The 24669-nt window shown below is 67.6% G+C and carries 21 protein-coding genes and 1 tRNA gene; 11 read left to right on the plus strand and 11 right to left on the minus strand.

Annotation, left to right across the window (positions count from 1 at the left end; translation table 11 throughout):
- Positions 1-15: 15 nt before the first annotated feature.
- The 3 genes from ACTJKY_RS05645 (at position 16) to ACTJKY_RS05655 (ending at position 3163) form a co-directional block, all read left to right on the plus strand.
- Positions 16-921 (plus strand): DUF4198 domain-containing protein, encoded by a 906-nt coding sequence (locus tag ACTJKY_RS05645; protein ID WP_440844751.1) that lies wholly within the window; start codon positions 16-18, stop codon positions 919-921.
- A 98-nt stretch (positions 922-1019) separates the two neighbouring features.
- A complete protein-coding gene (locus ACTJKY_RS05650; RefSeq protein ID WP_440844752.1) occupies positions 1020-1913 on the plus strand; it encodes an FAD:protein FMN transferase in 894 nt (297 codons plus the stop codon).
- A gap of 371 nt (positions 1914-2284) precedes the next feature.
- A complete protein-coding gene (locus ACTJKY_RS05655; RefSeq protein WP_440844753.1) occupies positions 2285-3163 on the plus strand; it encodes an SPFH domain-containing protein in 879 nt (292 codons plus the stop codon).
- 127 nt (positions 3164-3290) lie between these two features.
- Here the strand turns inward: ACTJKY_RS05655 and ACTJKY_RS05660 are convergent, their stop codons facing one another.
- The 4 genes from ACTJKY_RS05660 to ACTJKY_RS05675 all read right to left on the minus strand — a co-directional run bounded on the left by ACTJKY_RS05660 (position 3291) and on the right by ACTJKY_RS05675 (position 9473).
- A complete protein-coding gene (locus ACTJKY_RS05660) occupies positions 3291-3593 on the minus strand; it encodes a hypothetical protein (RefSeq protein WP_440844754.1) in 303 nt (100 codons plus the stop codon).
- A gap of 61 nt (positions 3594-3654) precedes the next feature.
- Positions 3655-5088: an efflux transporter outer membrane subunit gene (locus ACTJKY_RS05665; RefSeq protein ID WP_440844755.1), complete on the minus strand. Its 1434-nt coding sequence runs from the start codon at positions 5086-5088 to the stop codon at positions 3655-3657.
- 5 nt (positions 5089-5093) lie between these two features.
- On the minus strand, positions 5094-8270 hold the full coding sequence (locus ACTJKY_RS05670) for an efflux RND transporter permease subunit (protein ID WP_440844756.1): 3177 nt from the start codon (positions 8268-8270) through the stop codon (positions 5094-5096).
- Between the two features lie 6 nt (positions 8271-8276).
- Positions 8277-9473 (minus strand): efflux RND transporter periplasmic adaptor subunit, encoded by a 1197-nt coding sequence (locus tag ACTJKY_RS05675; RefSeq protein ID WP_440844757.1) that lies wholly within the window; start codon positions 9471-9473, stop codon positions 8277-8279.
- A gap of 102 nt (positions 9474-9575) precedes the next feature.
- Here ACTJKY_RS05675 and ACTJKY_RS05680 point away from each other — a divergent pair, with 102 nt between their 5' ends.
- Genes ACTJKY_RS05680 through ACTJKY_RS05695 form a run of 4 tightly spaced genes read left to right on the plus strand, consistent with a single transcriptional unit; the run spans position 9576 to position 13021 of the window.
- Positions 9576-10208, plus strand: coding sequence for a TetR/AcrR family transcriptional regulator (locus tag ACTJKY_RS05680; RefSeq protein WP_440844758.1), 633 nt, complete (start codon positions 9576-9578; stop codon positions 10206-10208).
- A 46-nt stretch (positions 10209-10254) separates the two neighbouring features.
- The gene (locus ACTJKY_RS05685) at positions 10255-11019 is read left to right on the plus strand and encodes a (Fe-S)-binding protein (RefSeq protein WP_440844759.1); all 765 of its coding nucleotides are present in this window, start codon (positions 10255-10257) and stop codon (positions 11017-11019) included.
- On the plus strand, positions 11016-12407 hold the full coding sequence (locus tag ACTJKY_RS05690) for a lactate utilization protein B (RefSeq protein WP_440844760.1): 1392 nt from the start codon (positions 11016-11018) through the stop codon (positions 12405-12407). Before ACTJKY_RS05685 ends, ACTJKY_RS05690 begins: the two co-directional genes overlap by 4 nt.
- Positions 12404-13021, plus strand: coding sequence for a LutC/YkgG family protein (locus tag ACTJKY_RS05695; protein WP_440844762.1), 618 nt, complete (start codon positions 12404-12406; stop codon positions 13019-13021). Before ACTJKY_RS05690 ends, ACTJKY_RS05695 begins: the two co-directional genes overlap by 4 nt.
- A 129-nt stretch (positions 13022-13150) precedes the next feature.
- Here ACTJKY_RS05695 and fucP read toward each other — a convergent pair whose 3' ends face one another.
- Genes fucP through ACTJKY_RS05715 form a run of 4 tightly spaced genes read right to left on the minus strand, consistent with a single transcriptional unit; the run spans position 13151 to position 17256 of the window.
- A complete protein-coding gene (gene fucP, locus ACTJKY_RS05700) occupies positions 13151-14431 on the minus strand; it encodes an L-fucose:H+ symporter permease (protein WP_440844764.1) in 1281 nt (426 codons plus the stop codon).
- Between the two features lie 34 nt (positions 14432-14465).
- Positions 14466-15233, minus strand: coding sequence for an SDR family oxidoreductase (locus ACTJKY_RS05705; RefSeq protein WP_440844766.1), 768 nt, complete (start codon positions 15231-15233; stop codon positions 14466-14468).
- A complete protein-coding gene (locus tag ACTJKY_RS05710; protein ID WP_440844768.1) occupies positions 15230-16516 on the minus strand; it encodes an L-fuconate dehydratase in 1287 nt (428 codons plus the stop codon). Before ACTJKY_RS05710 ends, ACTJKY_RS05705 begins: the two co-directional genes overlap by 4 nt.
- Complete coding sequence (locus ACTJKY_RS05715; RefSeq protein WP_440844769.1) at positions 16516-17256, minus strand: SDR family oxidoreductase; 741 nt, start codon at positions 17254-17256, stop codon at positions 16516-16518. The genes ACTJKY_RS05710 and ACTJKY_RS05715 overlap by 1 nt, the downstream gene beginning before the upstream one ends.
- An 86-nt stretch (positions 17257-17342) precedes the next feature.
- On the opposite strand from ACTJKY_RS05715, the gene ACTJKY_RS05720 reads away from it, so the two are divergent.
- The gene (locus tag ACTJKY_RS05720; RefSeq protein WP_440844770.1) at positions 17343-18230 is read left to right on the plus strand and encodes an IclR family transcriptional regulator; all 888 of its coding nucleotides are present in this window, start codon (positions 17343-17345) and stop codon (positions 18228-18230) included.
- Positions 18231-18241: 11 nt separating this feature from the next.
- Here ACTJKY_RS05720 and ACTJKY_RS05725 read toward each other — a convergent pair whose 3' ends face one another.
- Positions 18242-18373, minus strand: coding sequence for a hypothetical protein (locus ACTJKY_RS05725; protein ID WP_354278437.1), 132 nt, complete (start codon positions 18371-18373; stop codon positions 18242-18244).
- Between the two features lie 58 nt (positions 18374-18431).
- Positions 18432-19361, minus strand: a complete 930-nt coding sequence (locus tag ACTJKY_RS05730) for an alpha/beta hydrolase (protein ID WP_440845236.1) — start codon at positions 19359-19361, stop codon at positions 18432-18434.
- 272 nt (positions 19362-19633) lie between these two features.
- Here ACTJKY_RS05730 and ACTJKY_RS05735 point away from each other — a divergent pair, with 272 nt between their 5' ends.
- Together ACTJKY_RS05735 and ACTJKY_RS05740 are read left to right on the plus strand one after the other, a co-directional pair.
- Entirely contained in the window at positions 19634-22504 is a 2871-nt protein-coding gene (locus ACTJKY_RS05735) for a TIM-barrel domain-containing protein (RefSeq protein ID WP_440844771.1), read from the plus strand.
- Positions 22505-22506: 2 nt separating this feature from the next.
- Positions 22507-24117 (plus strand): alpha-L-fucosidase, encoded by a 1611-nt coding sequence (locus ACTJKY_RS05740; RefSeq protein WP_440844773.1) that lies wholly within the window; start codon positions 22507-22509, stop codon positions 24115-24117.
- Positions 24118-24270: 153 nt separating this feature from the next.
- Here the strand turns inward: ACTJKY_RS05740 and ACTJKY_RS05745 are convergent.
- Positions 24271-24345: transfer RNA gene (locus ACTJKY_RS05745), tRNA-Thr, on the minus strand.
- Positions 24346-24446: 101 nt separating this feature from the next.
- Between ACTJKY_RS05745 and ACTJKY_RS05750 the strand changes: the two genes are divergently transcribed.
- Complete coding sequence (locus tag ACTJKY_RS05750) at positions 24447-24584, plus strand: hypothetical protein (RefSeq protein WP_440844775.1); 138 nt, start codon at positions 24447-24449, stop codon at positions 24582-24584.
- The last annotated feature ends 85 nt before the right edge of the window (positions 24585-24669 follow it).

Raw genomic sequence — 24669 nt, forward strand, 5'->3', positions numbered from 1 at the left:
GGGGGAATCCGTACCATGAAGTTCCGCAAGCCGCTTTTCGCCCTTGCCGCCGTCACCGCGCTCGCCGCGCCGGCCGCGATCGCCCACCGCATGTGGCTGTTGCCGTCGTCGACGGTCGTCTCGGGTAACGACAACTGGGTGACCGTCGACGCCGCGGTGTCCAACGACCTGTTCTATTTCGATCATCGCCCGATGGGCGCGATCCCCACGATCACCCAGCCCGACGGCACCGAGGGCAAGGCCGAGCATCACAATGTCGGCCAGTTCCGTGCGACCTTCGACGTGCACCTTACCCAGCAGGGCACGTACCGGATCGCGGTGGTGAACCAGGGTGTGTTCGGCCGCTACACGCTGAACGGCGAAACCAAGATGCTGCCGCGCGGCACTACCAAGGCGCAGCTCGCCACCGCGATCCCGGCCGGCGCCACCGACGTGCAGACCAGCGAGATGCTCGCCCGCAACGAGATCTTCGTGACGCAGGGCGCGCCGACCAACACCGTGTTCAAGCCGACCGGCGAGGGCATCGAGCTGGTGCCGGTGACCCACCCCAACGACCTCGTCGCCAATGAGCCCGCGACCTTCCAGTTCCTGCTCGACGGCAAGCCCGCCTCGGGCCTCTACGTCACCACCATCCTCGGCAACGGCCGCTATCGCAGCGCGCCCAAGCAAATGGAGCAGCGCACCGATGCTGCCGGCAAGGTCACGATCAAGTGGCCAGAAGCGGGCATGTACTGGGTCAACGTGACGCCCAATGCGCCGCGGCCGGAAGGCGAAGGCGAGGGGCCGCGTCCGCAGGCAGGGGGGCAGGCGGGAGCGCAGGCAGGCGCGCCGCGCGGCGAGGGTGGCCCGCAGGGCATGCGGGGCGTTCCCTCCGGCCGTCGCGTCAGCTACACGACCACGCTGGAGGTACTGGCACCCTGATCGCCGACGCACGTATTGCTGTTCCCCAAAGCCTATCGCCGGCGGCGTTCCACCGGCGGCGATCGGCTGCGCCCGTCGCCACCTTTGGCGGCGCGACGATGGGCACTACCTGGCGGCTGGTCGTTGTCGACCCGCCCGAGGACATCCGCGACACTGTCCAGGCGGTGCTGATGCGGATGATCACCGAGTTCAGCCATTGGGAGCCCACCTCGCGCGTCGGCCGGTTCAACCGCGGCATGCTCGGCTATTGGCAGCCACTGTCTGCCGAGGGGGTGCGCGTGCTAGACGCGGCCTTGTCGGTGCATGCGGCGAGCGGGGGTGCGTTCGATCCCGCTGCGGGAGTCCTCGCCGATCTGTGGGGCTTCGGCCCCGCCGGGCCGCGCGACGACATACCCAGCGCCTATGCGATCGGCGAGGCCAGGATCATGTCGGGCGCGCGCCACCTCGAGTTCGATCGCGAGCAGCGCCGCATTCGCCGGCGCGAGGCGGTGCAGATCGACCTGTCGGGCATCGCCAAGGGCTACGCGGTGGATGCCGTGGCCGAGCGGCTGGTCTCGCTCGGCATCGAGGACTTTCTGATCGAGATTGGCGGCGAACTGCGCGGCGAGGGCATCAAGCCCGACGGCCAGCCCTGGTGGGTCGAGCTGGAGCCGGTGCCGGACAGCACGCTCGCCCCGGTACGCGTGGCGCTGCACGGCCTGTCGGTCGCGACCTCGGGCGATTATCGCCGCTTCTTCGAGCAGGGCGGTCGCCGCTATGCGCACAGCATCGATCCGCGTACCGGCTGGCCGATCGAAAACCGGGTCGTCTCGGTCTCGGTGCTGCACCGCGAGGCGATGCTGGCGGATGCCTGGGCCACCGCCCTGACCGTGCTCGGGCCTGCGGGCATGGCGCTTGCCGAGCAGCAGGGGCTCGCCGCGCACATGGTGACACGCGAGGGCACGGCGTTCTCCGAGCGGATCTCCGCCAGGCTGCAGGCAATGCTGGGCTGAGCTCAAGGCCTCGAAAAATCGGAAGTGCACCTTCCGGATTCGCTTGCGCACCGCAACAAAAGGCGTAGATTCGTCTCTACATTCGGTGCTGCACAAGGAGCAGGGATTAGCGACGTTTTGGCTTGAGCTGTAGGATTGTGGGATTGCCGGTCTTGCCGGCATCTGTTCCGCGATTTGGCTGTTGCTGTGTCGTCCTGCCTGCGCAACCGAAGCCTTTCGGCCGCGCATCCCGCCCGACCTCCACCTGACCATCGACCGACCGGTCCGATCAGTTCGGCCGCGCGCATTCACGCGTGGGCGACATTGGGGTCGCCCCCGCCCGAACGTGGCGCGGGAGGACGCTTCATCCTCCATCTTCATGGACTGCAAACATGGCATATCAACCGGGGAATTTCGGTGGTGGCTTTGGCTGGTTCCGGCTGCTGGGGCGCGGCTGGGTTTGGATCACGATCGCGGTGGCGGCTGCCATCTTCGGCCTTAGCAGCTTCGCGCGGGTCGAGCCGGGGCAGGTGGGTATTCGCGTCAACAACATCGCCGGTGGGGTCCGGCCGGAGTCGCTGCCGGTCGGCTGGTACGTGGCGCTGCCGGGCACGCACATCTACCAGTATCCGGTGTTCACCCGCACCTATACATGGACGGCGTCGCACACCGAGCAAAGCCCGATCGACGAGGCCTTCACCTTTCAGGACAAGAACGGCCTGTCGCTGAAGTCGGATGTGGGCGTGTCGTACCATGTCGATCCGGCGCGGGCGTCGATCCTGTTCCAGCGCTACCGCACCGACATGGACGAGATCATCGCGGGGCCGCTGCGTAATGCGATCCGCAACGCCATAGTGGAGCGCGCGGCGCAGCTGGGCGTCGAGGAGATCTACGGCACCCACAAGGCCGAGCTGATCGCCACCGCGACCAGGCGGGTGCAGGCCTTCTTCGCGCCGGTGGGGCTGCAGGTCGAGCAGATCTACTGGGCGGGCAACATCGTCGTGCCCGAGGCAGTGCTCAACCAGATCAACGCCAAGATCGCCAATGAGCAGCAGGCGCTGGCGGCGAAGGCGAATGTAGAAACCGCCAAGGCCGATGCCGAAGCGCGCATCGCCAAGGCGGCCGGCGACGCCAAGGCGATCCAGGTCGAGGCCGAGGCGATCCGCACCAACCCGGAGATCGTTAATCTCCGCGCGGTCGAGAAATGGAACGGCCAGCTGCCCACCTATATGGGCGGCGCGGGACCGATGCCATTCCTGGGCGTCAAATAAGCCGAAGCGCTTCGGCGGCGATATCGGCGCCCCTACCACCAGCCGGTGGCAGGGGCGCCTCGTCGCGTGTTCCGCTTGGTCCCGACGCCCCGATACGGCGTCGGGCGGCCTATAAGCAATCAGCGGCTCAGCTCACCCGGCGGAGATGCTTGCCGCCATAGCGCTGGCCCAGATAGTCGGCGAGGCGCTGGATGTAGTTGCGCGCGTTCGCCGCCTTGTCCGGGCAGCAGGGCAGCGGGTTCTTGCTGATCCCCGCGGCGCGGCGCTCGACCTTCTGGCACAGCAGCTCGAGATCCTGGCGGGAGAGCAGGTTCTTCTCCCGCATCACGCACAACAGGCCTTCGAGGATGATCATGCTCTCGTCGGCGGCCTGGACCGGCAGCGGCGGTAGCCCCTCGTCCTGTACGGTGTGCACTTCGTTCAGCGACACGACACCTCTCCTTCTCCTATTGGATCCAGAGAGTATGCCGATTTTCGCAACTGGCAAGCGTCTAGTCGAGTCCGCCGCCTAAGGTTCTGTACAGGGTCACCAAGTTGCTCGCGCGGGTGAGGCGCGTGGTGACCAGGCTCTGCTCGGCGGCATAGGCGCTGCGCTGCGAATCGAGCACGGTGAGAAACGAATCGACCCCCGCACGGTAGCGCGCGTCGGACAGTCGCGCCGCGACCTCCGCCGCATTGGCCCGCGCGCTCTGCGCCCGCAGCTGCTCCTCGATCGTGCCGCGCTGGGCCAGCGCGTCGGCGACTTCGCGGAAGGCGGTCTGGATCGTCTTCTGGTAGGTCGCCACCGCCGCGTCGCGCGAGGCCTTCGAATAGTTGAGGTTCGCCTGGTTCTTGCCGAAGTTGAAGATGTTGAGCGAGGCGGTGGGCGAGACCGTGTAGGTATCGGTGCCCGACCCGAACAGCTTGCCGATCGTCGACGCGATCGAGCCTACCGTGGCGGTAAGCGAGATGCTCGGGAAGAAGGCCGCGCGGGCTGCACCGATATTGGCATTCTGCGCGATCAGCTGGTGCTCGGCCTGGAGCACGTCGGGGCGGCGCAGCAGCACTTCGGAGGGCACGTTGCCGGGCAGCGCGTCGATCGTCGCCTTGGCGTCGCCGAGCGATTCCGGCAGCAGCTCGGGCGCGACGGTGGCGCCGGTGAGCAGCTGGAGCGCGTTGATGTCCTGCGCGATCTGGGTCTGTGCCGTGGCGACGTCGTTGCGCGCCGATTCGTAGCTCGTCTCGGCCTGGCGCGATTCGAGTTCCGAGGCGGTGCCGATGCGGAACTGTGCTCGGGTCAGATCAAGAGACTGCTGGAACGCCTTGAGCGTGTTCTGCGCAATGGCGAGCTGCTCGCGGTCCGAGGCGAGGGTGAGCCAGGCGCTGGCGATCTCGCCGATCAGCGAGACCCGGGTGGCGCGCTGCGCCTCGCTGCTCGCGAAATATTGCTCCTGCGCGGCGCGGCTGAGATTCCGAACCCGGCCGAACAAGTCGAGCTCGAACGAGGTGACGCCGCCGGTCACGCTGAAGTTCTGGACGTCCTGCACGCCGCCGGCGCCGCCCACTGCGCCGCCGGAGCTCGCCGCGAATTGCGCGGTGTTGGTGTAGGTGCCGGTGCCGGTGACGCCGATCGCGGGGAACAGGTCCGCGCGCTGCGCACGGTACTGTGCCCGCGCCTGCAGCACGTTGGCGGCGGCGAGGCGCAGGTCCTGGTTGTTGTCCAGTCCCAGCTGGATCACCTTGCGCAGGCGATCGTCGACGAAAAAGTCGCGCCAGCCGACCTTGCTGATGTCCGGCGCGTCGGTGGCGGCGGCCGGGTAGACGCCGCCCTGGGGCAGCGCCACCGGTACCGCCGGCTCCGGCCGGCTATACTTGGGGGCGAGGTTACAGGCCGAGAGTGCGGTGCTCGCGGCCAGCGCGAGGAGCAGGGGGAAGCGGTTGGTCACGGCCGTCAGGCTCCCTGCGGCGCCGAAGCGCCGCCGTCATGGGTGGTTGCGGAGGGCGTCTCGCCCTTGTTGCGGCGGCGGTCGAACAGGTTGCGCACTACCACGAAGAACATCGGCACCAGGAAGATGGCGAGGATCGTCGCGGAGAGCATGCCGCCCACCACTGATCGGCCGATCGCATGCTGGCCGCCGGCACCCGCGCCGGTGGAGATGGCCAGCGGCAGCACGCCGAAGACGAAGGCAAGACTGGTCATCAGGATCGGGCGAAGACGCAGCTTGGCGGCTTCGACGGCGGCGTCGAAGGCGCTCATGCCCTCGCGCATCCGTTCTTCGGCGAACTCCACGATCAAGATCGCGTTCTTCGCCGACACGCCGATCGTGGTGATCAGGCCGACCTGCAGGTAGATGTCGTTGTTGAGGCCGGTCAGCGTCGCCGCGAGCACTGCGCCGATCACGCCGAGCGGCACCACCAGGATGACCGAGATCGGCACCGACCAGCTTTCGTACAGCGCGGCGAGGCAGAGGAACACGATCAGCAGCGACAGCGCGTACAGCGCAGGGGCTTGGCCGCCCGACAGGCGTTCCTCGTAGGAGAGGCCCGTCCATTCGAGCTGGGTGCCAGGCGGCAGCTTGGCGTGGATCGCCTCCATTGCCGCCATTGCGTCGCCGGTCGATACGCCCGGGGCCGGCGCGCCCAGGACTTCCATCGAGGGCAGGCCGTTGTAGCGAGTGAGCTGCACCGGCGCCTGTTCCCAGCGAAGCGTGGAAAAGGCGGTGAACGGCGACATCGTACCGGTGGGACCACGCACGAAGAGGTTGGCGATGTCCTCCGGCGCCAGGCGATAGGGGGCATCGGCCTGGACGTAGACGCGCTTGACGCGGCCGCGATCGACGAAGTCGTTGACGTAGGACCCACCCCAAGCGGTGGCGATGGTGCCGTTGACCGACGAGAGGTCTAGGCCGAGCGCCTTGGCCTTGTCCTGGTCGATGTCGACCTTGAGCTGCGGCGCGTCCTCCAGCGAGTTCGGGCGCACGCCGACCAGGCGCTTGTCCTGCGAGGCCATGCCCAGCATCATGTTGCGTGCCTGGAGCAGGCGTTCATGGCCGATGCCGCCGGTATCGACGAGTTGCAGGTCGAAGCCGGTCGCATTGCCGAGCTCCTGCACCGCGGGCGGCGTGATCGCGAAGATCAGGCCGTCATGATATTGCGAGAAGGCGCCCATCGCGCGGCCGACGATCGACCCCGCGACATTGGCCTGGCCGGAGCGATCCGACCAGTCCTTCAGCGGAATGAACGCAAGGCCGCTGTTCTGGCCCGAGCCGGCGAAGCTGAAGCCGTTGATGGTGAACACGCCCTGGACGTTGCCCGCTTCCTGCTTGAGGAAGTGATCGCGGACGAGTTCCAGCCCCTTTTCGGTACGCGCCGAGGTGGCGCCCGCCGGGCCCTGGACCAGCGCAATGGCGATGCCCTGGTCTTCGTCCGGCAGGAAGCCGGAGGGCAGGCGAAGGAACAGGAAAGCCATCCCGCCGATGATCAGCAGATAGACCAGCCCCGATCGCTTCCAGCTGCGCGCGGTGCTCCGCACGCCCTTTTCATACTTGCGCTGGCCATTGTCGAACTTCTCGTTGAACCAGCGGAAGAAGCGTGCGAGCGGGCCCTTGCCTTCGGCCTTGTCCGGATCGTGCGGCTTGAGGATGGTGGCGCAGAGCGCGGGGGTGAGCACCAGCGCGACGAACACCGATAGCACCATCGCCGAGACGATCGTGATCGAGAACTGGCGGTAGATGACGCCGGTGGAGCCGCCGAAGAACGCCATCGGCAGGAACACCGCCGAGAGCACCAGGGCGACGCCGACCAGCGCGCTGGTGATTTCGTCCATAGACTTGCGGGCGGCGTCGATCGGGCTGAGATGCTCGGTGACGATCAGGCGTTCGACATTCTCGACGACGACGATCGCGTCGTCGACCAGCAGGCCGATCGCAAGCACCATGCCGAACAGGGTGAGCGTGTTGATCGAATAGCCGGCGATCGCCAGCACCGCGAAGGTACCGAGCAGCACCACCGGCACCGCGATCGTCGGGATGAGCGTGGCGCGGAAGTTCTGCAGGAACAGGAACATCACCAGGAAGACGAGCACCACCGCTTCGACCAGCGTGTGGACCACCTGCTCGACCGACAGGCGGACAAACGGCGTGGTGTCGTACGGGTAGATGACCTTGATGTCCGACGGGAAGGTCTTGGCGATCTCGTTGACGCGGGCCTTCACCAGATCGACCGTGGTCAGCGCGTTCGCGCCCGGGGCGAGCTTGATGCCGATGCCGGTGCCGGGCTTGCCGTTCCACTTCGAATCGAAGCCGTAATTTTCCGCGCCGATCTCCACCCGCGCGACGTCGCCGAGGCGCACCACCGAGCCGTCGGTGCCGCTCTTCAGGCGGATCTGCGCGAACTGGTCGGGCGTAGCGAGACGCGACTGCACCGAGACGGTGGCGTTGAGCATCTGCTCCTTCGGTGCCGGGCGGGCGCCGAGCTGGCCCGCCGAAACCTGGGCATTCTGTGCCTGGATCGCGCTGGTGACGTCCGTCATGGCCAGCGAATATTTGGTGAGCTTCACCGGATCGACCCAGACACGCATCGCATATTGCGAGCCGAAGATCTGGGTATCGCCCACGCCATTCACCCGCGACAGCGGATCCTGCAGCTTGGAGACGGCATAGTCGGCGAGATCGGTGCCGTTATGCGATCCGTCTTCCGAATAGAGGCCGATCACTACCAGGAAGTTCTGGGTCGCCTTGGCGACCTGGATGCCTTGCTGCTGCACTTCCTGCGGCAGGAGCGGGGTGGCCGCCTGCAGCTTGTTCTGCACCTGCACCTGGGCAATGTCCGGATCGGTACCCTGCTCGAAGGTGAGCGTGATCGTCACCGTGCCGGACGACGAGGACGAGGACGAGAAGTAGCGAAGGTGGTCGATCCCCTTCATCTGCTGCTCGATGATCTGCGTCGTCGTGTTTTCCAGCGTCTTTGCATCCGCGCCCGGATAGGTGGCGGTAATCGAGACGGCGGGCGGCGCGATCGCCGGGAACTGCGCGATCGGCAGCGTGCGGATGGCGAGGACGCCAGCCAGCATGATGATGATCGCGATGACCCACGCGAAGATGGGTCGATCGATGAAATAGCGCGACATGGAGCTTTACTTCCCTTGGGCGGGAGCGGCGCCCGCCTGGCCCTGCGCGGGCTTGGCGTTCGGGTCGAAGGGCTGCGGTGTGACCGGCATGCCCGGGCGCAGCATCATCGCGCCCTCGACGATCACCTTGTCACCCGGCTTCACGCCGCCGGTGACAATCCAGCTGTCGCCTGCGGTACGGCTGGTCTGGATCGGCCGCGGCTCGATCTTGTTCTGCGCACCGACGACCATCACGATCGGGTTGCCGCGCTCGTCGCGGCTCACCGCGCGCTGGGGCACCAGCATTGCATTCTTCTGGGTGCCTTCAATCAGATGGGCGCGGACGAACATGCCCGGCAGCAGCAGGCCGTTCGGGTTCGGGAACAGCGCGCGGATGATCTGGCTGCCGGTGGTCTGGTCGACCGTCACGTCGGCGAAGCGCAGCGTGCCCTGCGGGCCGTAATCGGTGCTGTCCTCCAGCTTCAGCGCAACCTTGGCGTTGCCGTCCTTGGCGACCTGGCCGGCCATGATCGATTGGCGCAGCTTGAGCACGTCGGCGCTCGACTGCTGGATGTCGACATAGATCGGATCCAGCCGCTGGATCGTCGTCAGCGCGCTCGATTGCGCTGCCGAGACGAGCGCACCCGTGGTAGAAAGCGAGCGACCAATGCGCCCGCTGATCGGCGCCCGGATGGTGGTGCGGGCAAGGTCGATCTCCGCCGTGCGCAGGGCCGCCTGTTGCGAGGCCACGTCGGCGCGCGCCTGGGCGGCGGTGGTCAGCGCGTTCTCATAGTCCTGCTTCGAGATCGCATTGATCTTGACCAGCTCGGCATAGCGGCGGGCAAGCGCCTCGTTTGAGGCGATCGCCGCCTGTGCGCGGACGAGTGCGGCGCGGGCGCTGGCGACCGAAGCCTGGTAGGGCGCGGGATCGATCCGATACAGCGGCTGGCCCTGACGCACCATGTCGCCTTCGGTGAACAGCCGCTCGAGGATCAGGCCGTTGACCTGCGGCCGCACGTCCGAGCTCTCATAGGGACTCAGGCGGCCGGGCAGCTCGCTGCTGAGCGGCACCGCCTGTTGCCGGACGACGACGTAGGAGACCGGGGGAGGAGCGGCCTGCTGTCCGCCCGCGCCGGGGGCGCCGCCGCCCTGCTGCTGGGACTGGCCGCCACAAGCGGCGAGGACAAGCGCGAGAGCCGGCGCGGTGTGACGGAAAAAAGTCATGCGGATGCCTGCCGTTGTGATATATGTGAGTGAACGTTCGCTCACATTCGCCGCTACTGCGAAGTGAGTGACTCGGTCAAGATGGTTTTATAGAGAAACGCGATGGCAGAAACCACGGAAGAAGGCGGAGTTCCTCACCGCGACAAGGCCATGTTGCGGCGCGAAAAAATTGTGTCGGCAGCACGCAGGTTGTTCATTGCGAACGGTTTTCACGCCACGGGCGTGGCCCAGATCGCCAAGGAATCTGGCATTGCGGTAGGTCAAATTTATCGAGATTTTTCGTCCAAGGAGGCGATCGTCGCGAAAATCGTGCAGGCTGACTGCATGGATTTCCTCTCGCCCGAGTCGCTGTGCGCGGGCATCAGGAGCGGCGATCCCGAGTTCGTCTGGACCTGGCTGGGCGATTTCATTCGTCCCGAACCGGATGAAGCGGACCCGCTGTTCGCCGAGATCATCGCCGAGTCGGCGCGCAACGAGCGCATCGCCGCGATCTTCGAGGAGACGCGCGAAGACGTGCGCGGGACGATGCTTGCGGCACTGACCGCGCTGATCCCGGGTGAAGCCTTCGCCGAGCGGCGCTGTGCGCTGACCGACCTGATCACCGCGACCGCGCTGGGGCTGATGCAGCATCGCTTCCTGAGCCCGGCGGAGGACACCGATCGCACGGCGGCGCTGGTGCTCAAGATGATCCGGCACGAGGTCGCTGCGATGCAGGCCGAGGCGGCGGCGGGCTGATGCGCAGGCTGGTGGCAGCGCGCCCGCCGATATGCGAAGGCGCGTCATGAGCATGACCCCTTCGCCCCGCGTCGCGCTGTTCGTCACCTGCTTGGTCGATGCGATGCGGCCCCGTGTGGGCTTTGCGGCGCTGCGCGCGCTCGCCGATGCCGGGTGCGAGGTGGTGGTGCCGCAAGCGCAGACCTGTTGCGGGCAGCCCGCGCTCAACTCGGGCGACCGTGAGACCGCTACCGACTTCGCCCGACGCAACGTGGCGATGCTGGAGGGGTACGAGGCGATCGTCGTCCCCTCGGGCAGCTGCGCCGGCACGATCCGCTGCCACTATCCCGAACTGCTCGCCGACGATCCCGAATGGGCCGCGCGAGCCGAGGCGGTGGCGAGCAAGACCTGGGAGATCCTCGCTTGGCTGGACGCGCGCGGCTGGCGGCCGGCGGGCGTCGCGCTGCCCGCGACCGCGGCCTATCACGATAGCTGTTCGGGTCTGCGCGAGCTCGGCATCAAGGCCCAGCCGCGGCGACTGCTCGGCGCAGTCGAGGGGCTGGCGCTGGTGCCGCTCGCCGGCGAGGAGACCTGCTGCGGCTTCGGCGGCACTTTCTGCGTGAAATACCCAGCCATCTCCAACGCGATCGCCGACGAGAAGGCGGCAGCGGTGGAGGCGAGCGGCGCGGGGCTGCTGCTGGCGGGCGATCTCGGCTGCCTGATGAACATGGCGGGCAAGCTTCACCGGCGCGGATCGGACGTGCGCGCCTTCCACACCATCGAGGTGCTGGCGGGTATGGCCGACGGCCCGGCGATCGGGGAAGCACAATGAGCCGGGCGTTCGATGCGCGGGTCGACGCTGCACTCGCCGATCGCCAGCTCAAGATCGCGGTCGAGCGCACCGCCGGCACCGCCGAAGCCAAGCGCGGCGCGGCGATCGGCGCCTGGCCCAGCTTCGCGGCGGCGCGTGAACGGGCGGCGGCGATCAAGGACCATGTGATCGCCAATCTCGGTGCCTATCTCGTCCAGTTCGAGGCGGCGGCGACCGCAACGGGGGCGACGGTCCACTGGGCCGCGACCGCCGACGAGGCCTGCGCGATCGTCGTCGAGATCTGCCGCAAGGCCGGCGCCAAGAGCGTCGCCCGCTCCAAGTCGATGCTCGGCGAGGAGATCGGCCTGCCGCACGCGCTGGAGGCGGCGGGAATCGGTCGCGTCGAGACCGATCTCGCCGAGCATATCATCCAGCTTGCCGGGGAGCGCCCCTCGCACATCATCTGGCCGGCGATGCACAAGACGCGCGAGCAGGTCTCGGAGCTCTTCCACGCCCGCCACCGGCAGCCGCATGTCGAGGAAAGCATCGCCGCGATGGCGGCGAGCGCCCGGCGGCAGCTGCGCGGCGAGATGCTGGGTGCCGATGTCGGCATCTCGGGCGCCAATTTCCTGATCGCGGATTCGGGGCAAATCTGCACCGTCACCAACGAGGGCAATGCCGAACTCTCGCTGGTGCCGCCGCGCGTCCATATCGTGACCGCGGGGATCGAGAAACTGGTCCCCTCGATGGACCATGCCGTGCATCTGCTGCGGCTGCTCGCCCGCTCGGCGACCGGCGCGGCGCTGACGCAGTACACCACCTTCTATGCCGGGCCGAAGCGGGCAGGGGACCGTGACGGGCCCGAGGAGATGCACATCGTGCTGGTCGACAATGGCCGCAGCGCGATGCGCGACGAGGGGCTGGCGGAGATGCTCCGCTGCATCCGCTGCGGTGCGTGCATGAACCACTGCGTGGTGTTCCGCCAGATCGGCGGCCATGCCTATGGCGGCACCTATCCGGGGCCAATGGGATCGGTGCTGACCCCGGCGCTCGACGGGCTCGCGGGGAGCCGAGACCTGCCCAATGCGTGTACGATGAACGGCAAGTGCCAGGAGGTGTGCCCGGTCGCGATCCCCTTGCCGACGCTGCTGCGCGGCTGGCGCGAGAAGAGCTGGCGCGAGGGGCTGGAGCCGGTGACCCTGCGCCAGGGGCTGGGGCTCTGGGCTTGGGCGGCGCGGCGGGCCTGGCTGTACCGGGTGGGGGTGCGCTGGGCGATCCGGACGATGCGGCTGATCGGGCGCGGCTGGATATCGAAGCTGCCGCTGGCCGGCGGCTGGACCGGCGGGCGCGACTTCCCCGCACCGGCGGCGGAGAGCTTCATGGACCGCTATCGGAGGGGCGAACGATGAGCGCGCGCGACGCGATCCTGGCGCGGCTGGGGCCCGCGCGCGACCCGGCGGTGTTGGCGGCCGAGGCGGCCTGCCTGCTCGCGGGCGAGGAGCGCGAGCGGCCGGCGGGACCGGACGATCTGGTCGCGCGCTTCCTGGCGCAGCTCGCCCTGCCGAGCGTGGCGGCGACGCATGCACAGATCGGGTCGCTGGCGGAATTGCCGGGCGCGGTCGCGGGCTATCTCGCCGTCGAGGGCGCGGAACCGGCGCTTTGGCTGCCGCCCGATGCGCGGGTGGCGGGGCTCGACTGGGCTGGGCTGACCCGGCTGGCGGAATGCCCGATCGACGACGGCGCGGTGCTGGCGTTCGCGCGCGCCGGGGTGGCGGAGACGGGCTCGCTGGTATTCGAGACCTCGCCGGAAGCGCCGATGCTGCCCAACTTCCTGGCGCTGCGGCACATCGTCGTGCTGGAAGTCGGCGCGCTGGTCCGCTGGCTGGAGGACGCCGCCGCCGGCGGCGCGGTGCCGCGCGCGCACTACTGGGTAACGGGCGTCAGCGGCACGACCGACATCGAAGGCACCTATGTCCGCGGCGCCCATGGGCCGAGGTTTTTGCACGTGGTGCTGGTCGGCTGATCTTCTTCTTAAGCCCCTCCTCCTCGGAGGAGGGGCTTGGGGGTGGGGGGATTCCAGACGTCCGTTGGTCTCGGTGAGACACAGCCCCACCCCAACCCCTCCCCTGAAGGGGAGGGGCTACTAAGGGTATCAATGCCCGGCCGGAGCCATCTCCACATCCCCCGCCGTCCCCGTCGCGCGCACCCCGAAGGCGAGCACGACCAGGAACGCCACCGCCGGCACCAGCAGCGCCAGGTTGATCCCCGCCAGATCGGACACATGCCCCATCGCTGCGGTCAGCACCGCGCCGCCGATGATCGCCATCACGATCAGCGAGGCGCCGATCTGCTTGAGCGCGCCGAGCCCGCCAATGCCGATCGCGAAGATCGTCGGGAACTGGATCGACATGAAGAAGCTCGCCGCGACCAGCGCGTAGAGCCCAGTCGTGCCGCCGACGAACACCGCCACCGCCGCCAGCACTGCCGATAGCCCCGAAAACACCACCAGCAGCTGCGGCGCCGAGACCTTGCCGAGCATCGCCGCACCCACGAAGCGGCCCACGCCGAACAGCACCAGGCTGGCGAACAGATAGTCGGCGGCGCCCTGCTCGGTGAGGCCGGGCAGGTTCACCTGCGCATAGCGGATCGTGTAGCTCCACAGCCCTACCTGCGCTCCGACATAGAAGAACTGCGCCACCACCGCGAACAGCAGCGTCCGGTCGCGCAGCACGGTGCCGAGCGCCTTGCCCGTCGGCACTGCGGGCGCGTCACCATCCTTGCGGTTGTCCGGGAAGGCGATCAGCGCGGCGGCGATCGCGAAGGCGAGGACGACGAGGCCGATCACCAGATAGGGCGTCTGCACCGAGGCGAGTTCGCCGCGCAGCGTCGCGGTCCGCTCGGCGGCGGACATCGCGGCGAGCGCCTTGTCGTCCTGCGCGAAGCTGGAGAGGATGAAGTATTTTCCGACGAGCACGCCGAAGATCGTCCCCAGCGGGTTGGCCGCCTGGGCGAAGTTTAGCCGGCGCGCGGCGCCTTCGGGACTGCCCAGCTCGGCGATCAGCGGGCTGGCCGAGGTCTCCAGGAACGCGAGGCCGCAGGCGATCACGAACAGCGCTGCGAGGAACCAGCGATACTCGCCGAAATGCGTCGCCGGATAGAAGAGCAGCGCGCCGATCGCGTACAGCGTCAGGCCGGTGACGATCGCCGCCTTGTAACCCCGCCGCCGCGCGAGCATCGCCGCAGGCGTCGCGAGCAGGAAATAGCCCATGTAGAAGGCCTGCTGGACGAAGCTGGTCTCGAAATCGCTCAGCGTGAACGCGCGGCGGAAATGCGCGATTAGGATGTCGTTGAGGTTGTTCGCCATTCCCCAAAGGAAGAACAGCGAGACCGTCAGGATGATGGCGGGGGTGTAGCGTCCGGCCTTGCTGGCCATGTGTCCTCTCCTTGGTGCGACGCCCCTGTTGGGGTCATTCGATGGCGCGGTCCAGATGCGTGTAGCCGCCGTCGACGAACAGCCACTGGCCGGTGGTGTGGCTGGCCCGCTCGGAAAGCAGGAACAGCGCGGTGTCGGCGATCTCTTCCGGGGTGGTGAAGCGGTGGCCGAACGGCACCCGGCGCTCGATTTCCTCGCGCCGCGCGGCGGGATCGTCGAAGCTCTTCAGCCACTCGGCATAGGCGGGGGTCTCGACCTCGGCCGGTACGATCGCGTTCACGCGGATGCCGTCCCCGCGCAGCGCCACCGCCCATTCGCGGGTCAGCGCCAGCACCGCGCCCTTGGCGGCGGCATAGGCGCTGGTATGGCCCTGGCCGGTGATCGAGGTCTTCGAGCCGATATTGACGATCGCCCCCTGCGCCGCCTTGAGGTGCGGAAGCGCGGCGCGGGCCATGCCGAAATAATGGACGAGGTTGATGTCGAGCGAGGCGCGGAACTGCGCCGGGGTCGCCTCGAAGCCGAGATTGTCGTTGAGCCCGGCATTGTTGACCAGCCCGTCGATGCGCCCGAAGCGCGCCGCCACAGCGTCGACCGCGGCGACCACCGCGTCGTCCTCGGCCAGCTCGCAGGGGTGGAACAGCCAGTCCTCGCCCAGTTGCGCGACCAGATCCGGCCGCGGCGGCTCGCGCGAGATGATGGCGGGCCGGGCGCCTTCGCGCGCCAGCCCGGCGGCAATGGCCGCGCCGATCCCCGACGAACCGCCGGTGACGATCACGACCTTGCCGGCCAGCCCCAGGTTCATGCGCCGAACCGATAATGGACGAGCGTCTCGGGCTTCATCTGGATCGAATAGCCGGGCTGCTGCGGCGGCATGTACGCCGCGTCCTTGATCACGCAGGGCTCCAGGAAATGTTCATGGAGATGATCCACATATTCGATGACCCTGCCGTCCATGGTGCCGGCAAAGCACAGATAGTCGATCATCGACAAGTGCTGGACGTATTCGCACAGCCCCACGCCGCCGGCGTGCGGACACACCGGCAGGTTGTAGCGCGCGGCGAGCAGCAGCACCGCGAGGGCCTCGTTCACCCCGCCGATGCGGCAGGCGTCGAGCTGGATCACGTCGACCGCACCCACCGCCATGAACTGTTTGAACAGGATGCGGTTCTGGCACATCTCGCCGGTCGCAACCTGGACCTGGCCGATCCCGTCGCGGATCGCCTTGTGGCCGAGCACGTCGTCGGGGCTGGTCGGCTCCTCGATGAACCAGGGCTTGGCGAAGGCAAGCGCGTTGACCCATTCGATCGCCTGGCCGACTTCCCATACCTGGTTGGCGTCGATCATCAGCTTGCGATCGGGGCCGAGCACCTCGCGGGCGATGCGGACGCGGCGGATATCGTCCTCCAGGTCGCGGCCCACCTTGAGCTTGATATGGTGGAAGCCGGCATCGACCGCTTCCTGCGCGAGGCGGCGCAGTTTCTCGTCGGGATAGCCCAACCAACCGGCCGACGTGGTGTAGCAGGGATAGCCGTTCGCCTCGAGCGTGGCGACGCGGTCGGCCTTGCCGGCGGCGCGCTCGGTGAGCAGGGCGAGCGCCTGCTCGGGCGTGATCGCATCGGTGAGGTAGCGGAAGTCGATCGCGCGAACGAGCTGCTCGGGCGTCATGTCGGCGACGAGCTTCCACACCGGCTTGCCCTCGGCCTTGGCCCAGAGGTCCCAGATCGCGTTGACCACCGCGCCGGTGGCGAGGTGCATCGCGCCCTTGTCCGGACCGATCCAGCGCAGCTGGCTGTCGCCGGTGAGGTGCCGCCACATGCGCGCGGGCTCTTCGGCGATCCAGGCGAGGTCGAGGCCGATCACCAGGTGGCGCATCGCCTCGATCGCGGCGACGCAGATGTCGTTGCCGCGACCGATGGTGAAGGTGAGGCCATGGCCTTCGAGGTCGGGCACGTCGGTTTCGAGGATGACATAGGCCGCCGAATAATCGGGGTCCGGGTTCATCGCGTCCGAGCCGTCGAGCGAGGCGCTGGTCGGGAAGCGCAGGTCGACCGTGCGCAGGCCGGTGATGCGGGCGTTCATCGTCATCAGTTCACCCACCCGCCGTCGATCACATGCACCGCGCCGGTGGTGAAGCTGGCCTCGTCGCTGGCGAGATAGCAGATCAGCGCGGCAATCTCGTCTTCCTGGCCGAGCCGGCCCATCGGCTGGCGTGCGACGAAGGCGGCATGCGCTTCCTCGACGCTGATGCCCTGCTGTGCAGCCTGTTCGGCGACCCGCTGGCGGAGGCTCGGGGTGTCCACCGTGCCGGGGCACACCGCGTTGCAGCGGATTCCCTTGGCGACGAAATCGGCGGCGACCGACTTGGTCAGACCAATGACGGCCGCCTTGGATGCGCCATAGGCGTGGCGATTGGGGATGCCCTTCACGCTGGAGGCGATCGACGACATGTTGACGATCGCGCCGCCGCCCTTCGCCAGCATGCCCGGCAGGAAGGCGCGGATCATGCGGTGCATCGCATGGACGTTGAGGTCGAAGGACAGCATCCAGTCGGCATCGGTGCCGTCGAGGATCGAGCCTGCCGCCACGAAGCCGGCGATGTTGGCGAGCACATCGACCTGGCCGATCGTCTCGGGAAGCGCGGCGATCGCGTCGGCGTCCAGCAGGTCGAGCACCACCGGCTCGACACCGTCGAGCGTCGCGAGCGCGGCGCCGTCGCGGTCGAGCGCGAACACCTTGGCGCCCTCATCGCGCAGCCGCAGCGCCGTCGCGCGGCCGATGCCGTGCCCAGCCGCGGTCACCAGCGCGGTCTTGTTGCCGAAACGCATCGCCTCCCCAACTCCTTCAGAACGTTTTCACAGGTCAAAATGACTTTCACATTCTTAGGCGCAAGCCGCGATTGTTCGCAAGTGGCATGACACCGCTCGTCGCATTGGCTAGCCTGATCGCCATGACCGAGAATGCACCAACCGCTGCGGCCGACAAATCGCCCGCCTATGCCGCGCCTGCGCTGGAGAAGGCGATCGACGTGATCGAGCTGCTCGGCAGCGAGCCGCAGGGGCTGACGATCAGCGAGATTGCGCAGCGGCTGGGGCGATCGATCAGCGAGCTGTTCCGCATCATCGTGGTGCTCGATCGGCGCGGCTGGCTGCACAAGGACGGCGCCAGCGATCGCTACCGGGTGACCTACCGCGTGCTGGAAATCGCCCACCGGGCAACGCCCGCGCAGGAACTCACCCATGTCGCCACGCCGCTGATGCACAGCCTGGCGGCGGCGACGGTGCAGTCCTGCCATCTGGTGGTGGTCAACGGCACGCGCGGGCTGATCGTCGCCCGGCAGGAGAGCCCGGGCCAGACCGGCTTCGCGGTGCGGCTCGGCACCGAGATCGACCTGCTGACCAGCTGTTCGGGCCATGTGCTGCTGTCGGCGATGGACGAGGAGCGACGCGCGGCGCTGTATCCGAAGGGGCTGCCCAAGGGGCTGCTGGATCGGCTCGCCGAGGTTCGCGCCAAGGGCTATGAATCGATCCCCAGCGCGCGGATGGCGGGGGTGTCGGACATGAGCTGCCCGATCTTCGGCTTCGACGGCCATGTCGTCGCGGCGCTGACCATTCCGTTCCTCGCCGCGATCGACGATGCCCCGCATGTCTCGCAGGAAGAGGCGCTGGCGCTGCTGCGGAGCACGGCAACGGCGATCTCCTCGGCGCTCGGCTGGTTCGATCGGGGCGAGGCGCCGATGGTGCCCAGCCTCTCGGTCGCCAGCCCGGTCCGCCGCCGCCGCGCCCGTACGATGGAGGTCTGAGGCGGCGAGCGTCAGCCCGGCGTCACGGCGTAGTAGATGTTGTAGCCGACAAACACCGTCGCAATGATCGCCAATATGATCAGCGCGACGGCGCCGAGCCCCTTGCGGGCGCGCTTCTCTACGGGTTCGGTTCTCGGGTCCATGCAGCGCCTCCTCGTTGATTTGTAACGAAAAGACGCTTCGGCGCACGGATTGTTGCGCTCAGCCGGCCAGCAATTCGAGCCGCCGCGCATAGGCCGCGAACAGCGTGGGCCAGGCAGAGGCCGGCACCGTCTTGGGCAGGCGCACGCCGAAGCCGTGCCCGCCCTGGTCGAACGCATGCAGTTCGCCCGGGCGCTTGGCCGCGAGCATCGCCTGGTAGAGCGCGATGCTGTTCTCGATCGGCACCAGCCCGTCGTCGCTGGCATGGGTGAGGAAGATCGGCGGGGTGTCGGCGGTGACGCGCTTCTCCACCGAGGCAGCGTCGAGCGCCTTGGGATCGGCGCCGGTGCCGAACAGCTGGTCACGCGAGCCGATATGGGTGAAGGGCGCGGCCATGCTCACCACCGGGTAGATCAGCCCGGCGAGGTCCGGGCGGGCGGAAAGCTGGTCGGCGGCGTCGACGGGGGTGTAGACGCGTTCGGCATGGCGGGTCGCCAGGCTGCCGGCGAGGTGGCCACCGGCGGAGAAGCCGATCACCAGCAGCTTCGCCGGATCGACGCCGTAGCGCTTGGCCGAGGCGCGGATCAGCCGCAGCCCGCGCTGGGCGTCGGCCAGCGGCACGATCGCGCGGTTGGCCCAGCCGTCGGTGGGGATGCGGTAGCGCAGGATAAAGGCGGTGATGCCCTGCGCGTTGAGCCAGCGCGCCTGCTCCTCGCCCTCATTGTCGAGCGCCAGGAAGCCATAGCCGCCGCCGGGCATCAGCATCACCGCGGTGCCGTTGGGGTTCGCCGCGCGACGCACGGTGAGCGAAGGGCGGTCGATCCCGCGCAGCCAGCGATCGGGCGCGTCGGGGTTCTTGGAGCGCTCTTCCGTGCTCGGCTTGGGCAGCGGGCTGGGCGCGCCCGGGGGCGAACCGGGCCAGAGCGGCAGCACCTCGTCTTCGCCTGCAGCATGGGCGGGCAGCGCGGCGAACGTTGCGGTGGCGGCCATGCCGGTTAGCATCGTGCGGCGCGTCAGGTCTTCGAACACGGCAATCCTCTCTTCTGCATCCATCCACCGCGACCGAAACTTGAGGCTTCACGGTGATTTGCTTCTGATTCTGGTAGCGCTACCCTGTGGTTGCAGAATCATCGGCCGCGCGCAACCGGACCTTCGGCAGGCGCGCGGCGGACTCTACGACCATGGGCGGGTGGACGCTGCCGGGGGGCGATGGCACTCCCCGCGCATCGGCCAGGCGCCAACGCGATAAGGGAGAGACGGGCATGAAGCGGGTGTGGATGGCGGCGCTGCTGGCGGGCAGCGCAATCGGCGTGGCGCAGGCGGCGCAGGAAAATGGCTACACCCGCAGCGATGGCGGCGTGGTCGTCACCCCCACCGGCGGTGCTGCTGCCACGATGGAAGTCACGGTGCACGGCGACGGCATCTTCCATGTCGTGGCGCTGCCCTTGGGCGTCGACACCGGTACGCTGGCCCCCAGCCTGATGGCGCCCAACCCGCCCGCGCCCGGCGCGTTCGAGGTCAGCAGCGCGAACGGCCATGTGCTGGTCAAGGCCAAGCGCGCCACCGCCGATATTGAGATCGCCACCGGCCGGGTGCGCTTCACCGATGCCAAGGGCCGCGAGCTGCTCGCCGAATCCGGCCAGACCGCGTTTCGGCCGGTGACGGTGGAGGGGAAGCGCTTCGTCTCGGTCAGCCAGCAGTTCAACCGCAGCAGCGACGAGGGGCTGTACGGCCTCGGCCAGCACCAGAATGCGCAGATGAACTATAATGGCGAGGACGTCGAACTCGCCCAGCACAATATGGATATCGGCGTGCCGTTCCTGGTCTCGACGCGCAGCTATGGGCTGCTCTGGGACAATGCGAGCATCACCCGCTTCGGGAACCCTGCGCCCTACACGCTGGTCGGCGAGGGGATGAAGGTCACCAGCGACGGCAAGCCCGGCTGGAAGGCCGAATATTTCCTCGACGGCAAGCCGGCGGTCACCCGCCAGGAAGCGACGATCGACTACCAGTATATCAAGGACCAGAAGAACTGGCCCGAGGCGGCCAAGGCGCAGACGGTGGCGGCGACGGGCGGGCAGAACACCGCCGGCAACGCGGTGCAGAAGCAGACCGTGGTGTGGACCGGCGACGTCCAGCCCGAGGTAACCGGCACCCACAAGTTCCAGCTCTACGGTTCGAGCTATTACAAGGTCTATGCCGACGGAAAGCTGTTGCTGGATCGCTGGCGCCAGAACTGGAACCCCTGGTACGCCAATTTCGACCTGCCGATGACCAAGGGCAAGCCGGTCCGCATCCGCATCGAATGGGAGCCCAATGCCGGCTATATGGCGCTGCTCCACAATGATCCGCTCCCCGCCCAGGACCGCCATTCGGTGTGGTTCACCAGCGAAGTGGGTCAGGCGAAGAATTACTGGTTCGTCCCCGCCGATACGATGGACGGCGCGATCGCCGGCTATCGCCAGCTCACCGGCAAGGCCGAGATGATGCCGAAATGGGTCTACGGCTTCTGGCAGTCGCGCCAGCGCTACAACACCGCCGACGAAGTGACCGGGGTGATCGACAAATATCGTTCGCTGAACATCTCGGTCGACAATGTCGTGCTCGACTGGCGCTATTGGCGCGACGACGATTGGGGCAGCCATGCCTTCGATCCGACGCGCTTCCCGAATCCCAAGGCGATGATCGACAAGGTGCATGCCCAGCATGCGCAGTTCATGATCTCGGTCTGGCCGAAATTCTATCCGACGACCGAGAATTACAAGGAACTCGCCGCAGCGGGCGCGGCCTATCAGGGCAATCTGCGCCAGGGGAACAAGGACTGGGTCGGCCCTGGCTATGCCAACACCTTCTACGATCCCTATTCGGCGGAAGGACGGCGGATCTTCTGGAAACAGGTGCAGGAAAAGCTGGGCGTACTCGGCACCGATGCCTGGTGGGCGGATGCCAGCGAGCCGGACATGCACTCCAACCTCTCGATCGAGGAGCGGATCGACACCATGGGCCCGACCGCGATCGGCCCGGCCGCGCAATATTTCAACAGCTATCCGCTGATGAACGCGCGCGCATTTTTCGAAGGCTGGCAGGGCTTCAAGCCCGATGTGCGGCCGTTCCTGCTCACCCGATCGGGCTTTGGCGGGCTGCAGCGCTATGGCGCCGCGGTCTGGTCGGGCGACGTCGGGACCCGCTGGTATGATCTGCGTGCGCAGATTTCCGCAGGGGTGAACACGGCGATGTCGGGGCTGCCCAACTGGACGCACGACATCGGCGGCTTCGCGGTGGAGCCGCGCTACGAGGCGAAGAACCCGACGCCGGAAGACCTGGCCGAATGGCGCGAGCTCAACCTGCGCTGGTTCCAGTTCGGCGCGTTCAGCCCGCTGTTCCGCAGCCATGGCGAGGCGCCGTTCCGCGAGATCTACGAGATTTCGCCCGAAGGCTCGTCGATGCGCGCGTCGATGGTCTGGTACGACCAGCTCCGCTACCGGCTTATGCCCTTTATCTACACGCTGGGTGCCGACGCCTATTGGAAGGACGGCAGCATCATGCGGGGCATGGTGATGGACTATCCGGCCGACACCCGGGCGCGGCGGATCGACGACCAGTATCTGTTTGGCGACGCCTTCCTGGTCGCGCCGGTGACCGCGTACAAGGCGCGCAGCCGCACGGTCTACTTCCCCGGCACCGGCACCTGGTACGACTTCGCCACGGCCAAGATCTATCGCGGCGGTACCATCGCCGGCATCGCGGCGCCCGCCGAGCGGATGCCGCTGTTCGTCCGTGCCGGCGCGATCGTGCCGATGGGGCCGGTGACCCAATATGTCGACCAGCAGCCGGACGCACCGCTGACGATCACCGTCTATACCGGCGCCAACGGAGCCTTCTCGCTCTACGAGGATGACGGCCGCAGCGAACAGTACAAGGCGGGCGCGTTCAGCCGCATCCCGCTGACCTGGGACGACAAGGCCGGCACGCTGACGATCGGCGCACGCGAAGGCAAGGGCTGGGCCGGCATGCCCGCCACGCGCAGCTTCCGGGTGAAATGGGTCAGCGCCGGCAAGCCGGTGACCGATGACAATAGCTTTGACGCTGAAGTGCGGTATCAAGGTGGTACTGTGGTGGCTCAGCGGAGGTAGCAATGATCGGATCAGGGTGGCGGCGTCGCGGGGTATTGGCGGGGCTCGCGGCCCTGCCGGCGGTGGCGCGGGCGCAGGTGACGGCGCAGGGGCCGGTACAGGCGACCTGGCCGTCGCTGGTGGCGAACTATCGCTACCCGGACTGGTTTCGCGATGCGAAGTTCGGGATCTGGTCGCACTGGGGCCCGCAATCGGTGCCCGAGCAAGGCGACTGGTATGGCCGCCACATGTACATTCAGGGCCACCCGGCCTCGGACTTCCATCGCAAGACCTATGGCCACCCCGCTGATGCCGGGTTCATGGAGGTCCAGAACCGCTGGACCGCCGAGCGCTGGGATCCCGAAGCGCTGATGCGGCGCTATGTGAAGGCAGGCGCGAAATATTTCGTGTCGCTCGCCTGCCATCACGACAATCTAGATTGTTACGACAGCGCGCATCACGGCTGGAACAGCCTCCGTGTCGGTCCCAAGCGCGATGTGGTCGGCACCTGGGAGAAGGTCGCTCGGGCGCACGGGCTGCGCTTCGGCGTCTCCAACCATGCGGCGCATGCCTGGCACTGGTTCCAGACAGCCTATGGCTATGATCCCGAGGGCCCGCGCAAGGGCGAGCGCTACGATGCCTTTCGCCTGACCAAGGCCGACGGCGCAGGCAAATGGTGGGAGGGGCTGGACCCGCAGCTGCTCTATACCGGCAAGCACATCGTCGCCCCCGACGGCATCGACACGATGAAGGCGATGGGCAAGTGGCACGAGGACCATGACGGCCAGTGGGTCGAGCATGGCCCCGCCGGCGATGCGGCCTATGCGACGCGCTGGCTGCAGCGGCAGGTCGACCTCGTCACCAAATACCAGCCCGATCTCTGCTATTTCGACGATTACGAACTGCCCTTCGGCCCCGTCGGGCTGGCCGCGGCGGCCGATTACTACAACCGCTCGATCGCGAAGAGCGGCAAGATCGACGTGGTGCTCAACGCCAAGCAGCTCAAGCCCTATGCTCGCTTCGGACTGGTCCAGGATGTCGAGCGCGGCTTTGCCGACAAATTGTGGGAGGAACCCTGGCAGACCGACACCTGCCTCGGCGACTGGTTCTACAAGCGCAGCCTCTACACCGAAAAGCGCTACAAGTCGGCGAACGACGTGCTCCAGCGGCTGGCCGACGTGATCTCGAAAAACGGCAACCTGCTGCTCTCGGTGCCCCAGCGCGGCGACGGGTCGATCGATTCGGAGGAGGAGCGCATCCTCGACGATCTCGGCGCCTGGATGGCGGTGAACGGCGAGGCGGTGTTCGGCACACGGCCGTGGCGCAGCTACGGCGAGGGGCCGACCCAACTCGCCGCAGGCATGCAGAACGAGGACGGCTTCAAGGGCTTCACCGAGCAGGACGTACGCTTCACCACCAAGGGCGACACGCTGTACTTGTTCTTCCTCAAGGCGCCGAGCGCGCCGGTGACGGTGAAGGCGCTGGGGCTCGGTGCGGGCCGGGTGGCACGGGCGCGGCTGCTGGGCGGCGGCGACGTTGCCTTCCGGCAATCGCAGGCGGGGCTGACCGTCACTCTGCCCAACGGGCTGGGCACGGTGCCGGTCGTGCGGATCGACGGGCTGCGCCGGGGTTGAGCGTGGAGGGGCGGTCGGGAGCGGCCGCCTCAACACCAGCGATCGTCATTCCCGCGCAGGCGGAAATCCATTTGCCAGGACGTCGGAAATGGAGCCGCGCCGCTACGCGCCGCCGCGCCCTTACGGGCAAATTCTTCTGTCAGAAGGGGAAAATGGTGCTGCCGGCGAGGATTGAACTCGCGACCTCAGCCTTACCAAGGATGCGCTCTACCACTGAGCTACGGCAGCACTGTTTTCCAACCGCGGCGACCAGCGCCGTGCGGGAGGGGCCTATTTGCTTGGGGACCCGCGATTGTCAACCCGCATCATGCCGGTTTATCGCTTTTCGCATGAAGGATGTGGATAAGCAGGCCCGACTGGCCGAAAAACTGCGCGAAAACCTGCGGCGGCGGAAAGCCCAGGCGCGCGAGGCTAAGGCGGAAGGGGCCGGGCAGGGCGCGGAAGCGCCCCCCGAATCAGCGGACTGACACGATCCTCCTCTGCAAGGGGAGGTGGCGCGCGCAGCGCGACAGAGGGGGGGCGCCGCCGATGTGTCTCGCGTCGCTGCGGCCG

The sequence above is a fragment of the Sphingomonas sp. 22176 genome, from assembly GCF_052045505.1.
In the GTDB taxonomy this organism is placed as follows: Bacteria; Pseudomonadota; Alphaproteobacteria; order Sphingomonadales; family Sphingomonadaceae; genus Sphingomonas.